Below are 659 nucleotides of genomic sequence, written 5' to 3'. Positions count from 1 at the left end.
ACGATGTGCGGATTTGCCTACACATCAGCCTCACTGCTTAGACGGACATCCATCAGTCCGCGTCACTACCCTACTGCGTCACCCCATCGCTCATAACGGATTACGGTGGTACAGGAATTTCGACCTGTTGTCCTTCGACTACGCCTATCGGCCTCGCCTTAGGTCCCGACTTACCCTGAGCGGACGAACCTTCCTCAGGAACCCTTAGGCTTTCGGCGGATCTGATTCTCACAGATCTTTTCGTTACTCATACCGGCATTCTCACTTGAATGCAGTCCAGCGCTCCTTACGGTACACCTTCAACCCGCATTCAACGCTCCCCTACCCCTGATGCAAGCATCAAGCCATAGCTTCGGTGGTGTGTTTAGCCCCGTTACATTTTCGGCGCAGAGTCACTCGACCAGTGAGCTATTACGCACTCTTTCAATGGTGGCTGCTTCTAAGCCAACATCCTGGTTGTCTGTGCAACTCCACATCCTTTCCCACTTAACACACACTTGGGGACCTTAGCTGATGGTCTGGGCTGTTTCCCTTTCGACAATGGATCTTAGCACTCACTGTCTGACTCCCGGAACTAAATCTATGGCATTCGGAGTTTGACTGAGCTTGGTAACCCTTGCGGGCCCCGCACCCAATCAGTGCTCTACCTCCACGATTCT

At 52.7% G+C, this 659-nt stretch carries 1 rRNA gene; it reads right to left on the bottom strand.

The features are described from left to right. Positions 1-659, bottom strand: a 23S ribosomal RNA gene (locus NLX73_RS24840); the annotation flags it as partial.

Origin of the sequence: Paenibacillus sp. CH40, assembly GCF_024213605.1 — a bacterium.
Classification (GTDB): Bacteria; Bacillota; Bacilli; order Paenibacillales; family Paenibacillaceae; genus Paenibacillus; species Paenibacillus polymyxa_B.
The sequence above is the reverse complement of the archived record's forward strand: the minus strand, read 5'-3'. Positions and strand labels throughout refer to the sequence as shown.